Source organism: Geodermatophilus sp. SYSU D00965 (genome assembly GCF_054050075.1).
Map to the genome: position 1 here is coordinate 1 of NZ_JBJGYQ010000050.1, position 6,803 is coordinate 6,803.

6 protein-coding genes are annotated in these 6,803 nt (G+C 73.7%); 4 read left to right on the top strand and 2 right to left on the bottom strand.

Annotated elements, in window-relative coordinates; translation table 11 throughout:
* Window positions 1–31 precede the first annotated feature (31 nt).
* Both ACI789_RS24455 and ACI789_RS24460 read right to left on the bottom strand, forming a co-directional pair.
* Entirely contained in the window at window positions 32–379 is a 348-nt protein-coding gene (locus ACI789_RS24455) for a metallopeptidase family protein (RefSeq protein WP_457012148.1), read from the bottom strand.
* Entirely contained in the window at window positions 376–1,809 is a 1,434-nt protein-coding gene (locus ACI789_RS24460) for a GuaB1 family IMP dehydrogenase-related protein (RefSeq protein WP_456920441.1), read from the bottom strand. The genes ACI789_RS24455 and ACI789_RS24460 overlap by 4 nt, the downstream gene beginning before the upstream one ends.
* An 89-nt stretch (window positions 1,810–1,898) precedes the next feature.
* Between ACI789_RS24460 and serS the strand changes: the two genes are divergently transcribed.
* From serS to ACI789_RS24480, 4 genes are all read left to right on the top strand, one after another.
* Window positions 1,899–3,194, top strand: coding sequence for a serine--tRNA ligase (serS, locus tag ACI789_RS24465; RefSeq protein ID WP_457012149.1), 1,296 nt, complete (start codon window positions 1,899–1,901; stop codon window positions 3,192–3,194).
* Window positions 3,191–4,102: an HAD family hydrolase gene (locus ACI789_RS24470; protein WP_457012150.1), complete on the top strand. Its 912-nt coding sequence runs from the start codon at window positions 3,191–3,193 to the stop codon at window positions 4,100–4,102. The genes serS and ACI789_RS24470 overlap by 4 nt, the downstream gene beginning before the upstream one ends.
* Before the next feature lie 11 nt (window positions 4,103–4,113).
* Complete coding sequence (locus ACI789_RS24475; RefSeq protein WP_457012151.1) at window positions 4,114–4,917, top strand: HAD family hydrolase; 804 nt, start codon at window positions 4,114–4,116, stop codon at window positions 4,915–4,917.
* A 141-nt stretch (window positions 4,918–5,058) separates the two neighbouring features.
* Window positions 5,059–6,654: a methyl-accepting chemotaxis protein gene (locus tag ACI789_RS24480; protein ID WP_457012152.1), complete on the top strand. Its 1,596-nt coding sequence runs from the start codon at window positions 5,059–5,061 to the stop codon at window positions 6,652–6,654.
* Window positions 6,655–6,803 lie beyond the last annotated feature (149 nt).

Here is a 6,803-nt window from a genome sequence, read left to right on the forward strand (position 1 = left end):
GTTTCCGCGGAAACCGACGCACGGGGCACCGTCAATCCCAGCCGAGCTCGTGCAGGCGCTCGTCGTCGATGCCGAAGTGGTGGGCGATCTCGTGGACGACGGTGATCGTCACCTCCTCGACCACCTCCTCGGCGGTCGAGCACATCTCGCAGATGGCCTCGCGGTAGATCATGATCCGGTCGGGCAGCGCGCCGCCGTACTGCCAGCCTCGCTCGGTCAGCGCGTACCCCTCGTAGAGGCCGAGGAGGTCCGGCTCGTCCTCGTTGCGGTCCTCGACCAGGACGACGACGTTGTCCAACAGCGCCATGAGCTCGGCCGGCACCGCGTCGAGGGCGTCGGCGACCAGCTCCTCGAAGACCGGGAGCGGCAGCGGCCTCACCAGGAGGTCGGCAGCGGCCGGCCCTCCTCGTAGCCGGCCGCGCTCTGCACCCCGAGCACCGCGCGCTCGTGCAGCTCGTCGACGGTGCGGGCGCCGGCGTAGGTGCACGACGAGCGCACCCCGGCGACGATCTGGTCGACCAGGTCCTCCACGCCGGGGCGGGCGGGGTCGAGGTACATGCGCGAGGAGCTGATGCCCTCCTCGAACAGGCCGGCGCGGGCCCGCTCGAAGCCGCTCTGCGTCGCCGTCCGGGCCTTGACCGCCCGCGCCGAGGCCATGCCGAAGGACTCCTTGTACAGCCGGCCGGAGCCGTCGTCGTGGATGTCGCCGGCGCTCTCGTAGGTGCCGGCGAACCAGGAGCCGACCATCACGTTGGCCGCGCCCGCGGCCAGGGCCAGCGCGACGTCGCGCGGGTGGCGCACGCCGCCGTCGGCCCACACGTGCCGGCCCAGCTCGCGGGCGGCCGCGGCGCACTCCTCGACGGCGGAGAACTGCGGCCGCCCCACCCCGGTCATCATCCGCGTGGTGCACATCGCGCCCGGCCCGACGCCGACCTTGACGACGTCCGCGCCGGCCTCGATCAGGTCGCGGGTGCCCTCGGCGGTGACCACGTTGCCGGCCACCACCGGCGCCGACCCCGCCACCGACCGCACGGCCCGCACCGCCTCGACGGCCTTCTCCTGGTGCCCGTGCGCGGTGTCGACGACCAGCACGTCGACGCCCGCGGCCAGCAGCGCCCCGGCCTTGCCGGCGACGTCCCCGTTGATGCCGACGGCGGCGGAGGTGAGCAGGTGCCCGTCGTCGTTCACCGCCGGCAGGTAGAGCGCCGAGCGCAGCGCGCCCTTGCGGGTGATGATCCCGACCAGCCGCTCGCCCTCCACCACCGGCGCGGCGTTCACCCGCTCCTCGGAGAGGACGTCGAAGATCTTGGGCAGGTCGGTGCCGGCCGGGACGGTCAGCGGTTCGGTCATCACCTGCGCGAGCTGGCTGAACCGGTCGACGTCCTGGCAGGCGCCGTCGGTGACGATGCCGACCGGGCGCTGGGCCTCGTCGACGACGACCACCACGCCGTGGGCACGCTTGTGCATCAGCGACAGCGCCTCGGCCACGGTGGAGGTCGGCGTGAGCGTGATCGGGGTGTCGTAGACCGGGTGCCGCTGCTTGACCCAGGACACCACCTCGGTGACGACGTCGACCGGGATGTCCTGCGGCAGCACGGCCAGGCCCCCGCGGCGGGCGACGGTCTCGGCCATCCGCCGTCCCGAGATCGCGGTCATGTTGGCGACCACCACCGGGATGGTCGTGCCGACGCCGTCCGGCGTGGTGAGGTCGACCTCGAGCCGCGAGCCCACGGTGGAGTGGTTGGGCACCATGAAGACGTCGGCATAGGTCAGGTCGGTCGCCGGCCTAGTGCCGCCCAGGAAACGCATGGGGCCAGTGTCCCTGATCTCGCCCGGACGGGGGGTCGGCTCCAGGCAGCGGCCCCGGCGCGCACCGCGCGGCCACCTACGATCGGGGTGTGATCGACCTGCGACTCGTGCGTGAGCACCCCGACCGCGTGAAGGCCAGTCAGCGTGCCCGCGGAGCCGACGAGTCCCGGGTCGACGACCTGCTCGCCGCCGACGCCGCCCGCCGCGAGGCGGTCAAGCGGGCCGACGACCTGCGCGCCGAGCAGAAGGCCGCCTCGCAGGCGGTCAAGAAGGCGACCCCCGAGGAGCGGCCCGCCGTCCTGGAGCGGGCCAAGGCACTGGCCGCGCAGGTCAAGGAGGCCGAGGAGGCGCTGCGCACCGCCGACGCCGCGCTGCGCGAGGCACACCTGAGGATCCCCAACGTCGTCCACGACGGGGTGCCGCCCGGCGGTGAGGACGACGCGGTGACCCTGCGCACCGTCGGCGAGGTCCCCGCCTACGACTTCCCGGTGCGCGACCACCTGGAGATCGGCGAGGCGCTCGGCGCGATCGACATGGAGCGCGGCGCGAAGGTCTCCGGCGCCCGCTTCTACTTCCTCACCGGCCCGGGCGCGCTGCTGGAGTTCGCGCTCGCCCAGCTGGCGATCAGCCGTGCCGTCGCCGCCGGGTTCACCCCGGTGGTCGCCCCGGCGCTGGTCAAGCCCACCGCCATGGAGGGGACCGGCTTCCTCGGCGAGCACGACGAGGAGGTCTACCGGGTCGAGCGCGACGACCTGTACCTCGTCGGCACCTCCGAGGTCGCGCTGGCCGGGATGCGCAGCGACGAGGTGCTCGACCTGTCGGCCGGACCGCTGCGCTACGCGGGCTGGTCGTCGTGCTTCCGCCGCGAGGCCGGGTCCTACGGCAAGGACACCCGCGGCATCATCCGCGTGCACTGGTTCGACAAGGTCGAGATGTTCAGCTTCTGCCGGCCCGAGGAGGCCGCCGAGGAGCACCTGCGGCTGCTGGCCTGGGAGGAGGAGTTCCTGCAGGCGCTGGAGCTGCCCTACCGGGTGGTCGACATCGCCGCCGGCGACCTGGGCACCAGCGCCGCCCGCAAGTACGACATCGAGGCGTGGTTCCCCAGCCAGGGCACCTACCGCGAGCTGACCAGCACCTCGGACTGCACGACCTTCCAGGCCCGGCGGCTCAACACCCGCTACCGCGACGCCGACGGGAAGAACCAGACGGCGGCCACGCTCAACGGCACGCTGTGCGCGATCGCCCGCACCATCGCCTGCCTGCTGGAGGTCCACCAGCGTGCCGACGGGTCGGTGCACGTGCCCACCGCGCTGCGCCCCTGGCTGGGCGGCGTCGAGTCCCTCACCCCCGGCATGACGCTGGCGGCGCCGGTGCCCGTCGCATGAGCGATCCCGCGCCCCGGGCCGTGCTCTCCGGGCACGTGCCCTCCCCCCACTCCGACCGCGTGGTGGAGCTCGGCGACCTGGGCAGCTGGCGCCCCAAGCTGGTGGCCAGCGACCTCGACGGCACCCTGCTGCGCTCCGACGGCGAGGTCAGCGCCCGCACGCGGGCGGCGCTGGAGGCCTGCTGGGACGCCGGGATCCCGGTCGTGGGCGTGACCGGCCGCGGCCCGCGCCTGCTCGACAGCGTCCGCGGGGCGATGGACGGGCGCGGCATCGCCGTCCTGGCCCAGGGCGGGTTCGTCGTCGACCTGGAGCGCGACGAGGTGCTGCGCACCGTGGGGCTGCCTCGCGACCAGGCGGTGGCGGTCATCGAGCAGATCGAGGCGGTGGCCGGTGAGCTCGTCGTCGCCGTCGAGGACGCCGCCGAGCAGGCCGAGGTGCACAGCGCGCTGCGCGTCCAGCACGGCTTCGACTGGCCCTACCCGGAGCCGGCGCACCTCCTGCCGCGTGCCCAGGTGCTGCCGCAGGGCGCGGTCCTCAAGGTGTTCCTCCGGTCGCCCTCGCTCGGCCAGGACGAGCTGCTGGCCCGGGCCAGGCGGGTCGTCGACCCGGCGGAGGCCGAGCTGACCCACGCCGGTCTCGGCTTCATCGAGGTCCTGCCGGTCGGCGTCACCAAGGCGTCCGGGCTGGCCATCGCGCTGGAGCGCTACGGCGTCGGGTTCGGCGACGTCCTCGTCTTCGGCGACATGCCCAACGACCTGCCGATGCTGGAGGCGGTGCGGGTCGCCGGCGGGCGGTCGGTCGCCGTCGCCAACGCGCACCCCGACGTCCTCGCCGCGACCTCCCTGCGCACCAGCGGGCACGACGCCGACGGCGTCGCCCGGTACCTCGAGGCGGTCCTCGGTGTCTGACCGGTCGCGCGATGTCTGACTGGAAGCCGAAGCTGATCGCCAGCGACATGGACGGCACCCTGCTGCGCTGGGACGACACGGTCAGCGAGGCGACCGTCGCCGAGCTCGAGCGCTGGCGGGCCGAGGGCGTACCGGTCGTCCTGGCCACCGGGCGGCCGCCGCGCTGGATGACCCGCATCCGCGAGGTGCTGCGGCACGGCACGGCGGTCTGCTGCAACGGGGCGGTGCTGCTGGACCTGGCCGGCTTCGAGATCCTCGACGAGGACGCCCTGGAGCCGGCCGTGCTGCAGGAGGTCACCGCCGAGCTGCGCCGGCGCCAGCCCGACACCTGGTTCGCCGTCGAGTACGGCCTGGAGTTCCGCCACGAGCCGGTCTACCAGCCGCGGTGGGACGTCGACGCCCCCGGCGTGGCCGTGGCCTCCCTGGAGGAGATGGTGTCCGCGCCCGTGGCCAAGCTGCTGGCCCGCCACGAGTCGCTGCCGCGCGACGAGTTCGTCGCCCTGGTCGAGGCCGTGGTGGGCGACCGCGCGACGGTCACCACCTCCTCGAGCGACGCGCTGGCCGAGATCTCCGCGCTCGGGGTCACCAAGGCCACCGGGCTGGCCAAGGTCGCCGCCCGCCACGGCGTCGGCCCCGAGGACGTCGTCGTCTTCGGGGACATGCCCAACGACATCGCCGCGTTCGACTGGGTGCGCGAGGCCGGGGGCCGGGCGGTGGCGATGGCCCACGCCCACCCCGACCTGCTCGCCGCGGCGACCGACGTCACCGGCACCAACGACGACGACGGGGTCGCCGCGTTCCTCGCCGCGCTGTAGCCGCAGGCAAGATGGGTCGTGCACGACCTTCCTGACTCGGTGTAGTGACTCCACTGTTCGGCTCAACACACCCGCGCGGGGGCCGACACCTGCTGGCGAGGGAGTGATCGCTCCCCCTGACACCGGCAGCCGGAGAGCGCCATGGGAAAGAGCTTGTCGATCAGCCGCCGACTGACCCTCGGCTTCCTCGTCGTCGTCCTGAGCATGGTCGGCCTGACCGGCATCGGCGTGCTGCGGGTCGAGTCGATCAACGACTCCCTGACGACGATCAACGACCTCAACGCGGTGAAGCAGCGGTACGCCATCAACTTCCGCGGCAGCGTCCACGACCGGGCGATCGCGCTGCGGGACGTCGTCCTGAGCACCACTCCGGCGCAGGTGCAGCAGGAGGTGGACCTCATCGAGGAGCTGGCCGCCAAGTACACGGCGTCCGCCGGCCCGATGGACGAGCTCTTCGCCGTCGAGGGCAACGTCAACGCCGACGAGGTCGCCGCGCTGGCGGAGATCAAGCGGATCGAGGCGCAGACCCTGCCGCTCATCGAGCAGGTCGTCCAGCTGGAGCGGACCGGTCAGCAGGCCGCCGCGCTCGAGCTGCTCACCCAGCAGGCCAAGCCCCTGTTCGTCGAGTGGCTCGGCGCGATCAACGTCCTCATCGACATGGAGGAGGCGATGAACGCCGACCTCAGCGACGAGGCGCGCGGCATCGCCTCGGGCTTCCTGCTCACCATGGTCCTCGTCTGCGCCGCCGCGGCGGTGCTCGCCGTGGTCATCGCCTGGCGGACCACCCGGGGGATCACCCGGCCGCTGGCCGAGGCCGAGGAGGCCTTCGCCGCCGTCGCCGAGGGCGACCTCACCCAGCGGCTCGCGGTCCGCGGCGAGGACGAGATCGGCCGGATGGCCCGTTCGACCAACGCCGCCCTGGAGTCGCTGGGGCGGCTCATGAGCACCTTCTCCGAGGCGATCGCCGCGCTGACCACCGCCAGCACCCGGGTGGGGGACCTGTCGCGGCAGATCTCCTCCGGGGCGGAGGAGTCCTCGGCGCAGGCGGCCGTCGTGGCCGCGGCGGCCGGGGAGGTCTCCTCCAGCGTGCAGACGGTGGCCGCCGGGTCGGAGCAGATGGGCGCCTCCATCCGGGAGATCGCGCACAACGCCACCGAGGCGGCCTCGGTCGCCGAGCGGGCCGTCGCCGCCGTCGGGACGACGACCGAGACGGTGTCGCGGCTCGGGGAGTCCAGCCGCACCATCGGCGACGTCGTGAAGGTCATCTCCTCGATCGCCGAGCAGACCAACCTGCTGGCCCTCAACGCCACGATCGAGGCGGCCCGCGCGGGCGACGCCGGCAAGGGGTTCGCCGTCGTCGCCAACGAGGTCAAGGAGCTCTCGCAGGAGACCGCCAAGGCCACCGAGGACATCGCCCGGCGGGTCGAGGCGATCCAGGCCGACACCGGCAGCGCCGTGACCGCCATCGCCGAGGTCGCCGAGGTCATCAACCGCATCAACGACTACCAGGCGACGATCGCCTCGGCGGTCGAGGAGCAGACCGCGACCACCACCGAGATGAACCGCAGCGTCGCCGAGGCCGCCACCGGCTCCGGGCAGATCGCCACCGGCATCGACAGCGTGGCCGCGGTGGCCCGGTCCACCACCGAGCACGTCGGGGCCTCGCACGAGGCGGCCGAGGAGCTGGCCGCGGTGTCCGGCCGGCTGCGGGACCTCGTCGGCGGCTTCCGCTTCTGACGGCCGCCGGCGGGGGGGGGGGGGGGGCCGGGGGGGGCCCCCCCCCCCCCCGACCCGGCACAGGGCGTGCTCGGGGCCGCGCTGGCCGCCTCGGCCGCCGCCTTCAGCCTGCAGTCGGCCGCGGCGGACGAGGTGCTGGCCACCGTCAC

Bases quoted from the DNA above. Each gene is read 5' to 3' on its own strand.
- ACI789_RS24470 (WP_457012150.1), top strand. From the start codon at position 3,191: ATGAGCGATCCCGCGCCCCGGGCCGTGCTCTCCGGGCACGTGCCCTCC.
- ACI789_RS24475 (WP_457012151.1), top strand. From the start codon at position 4,114: ATGTCTGACTGGAAGCCGAAGCTGATCGCCAGCGACATGGACGGCACC.
- ACI789_RS24460 (WP_456920441.1), bottom strand. From the start codon at position 1,809: ATGCGTTTCCTGGGCGGCACTAGGCCGGCGACCGACCTGACCTATGCC.
- ACI789_RS24480 (WP_457012152.1), top strand. From the start codon at position 5,059: ATGGGAAAGAGCTTGTCGATCAGCCGCCGACTGACCCTCGGCTTCCTC.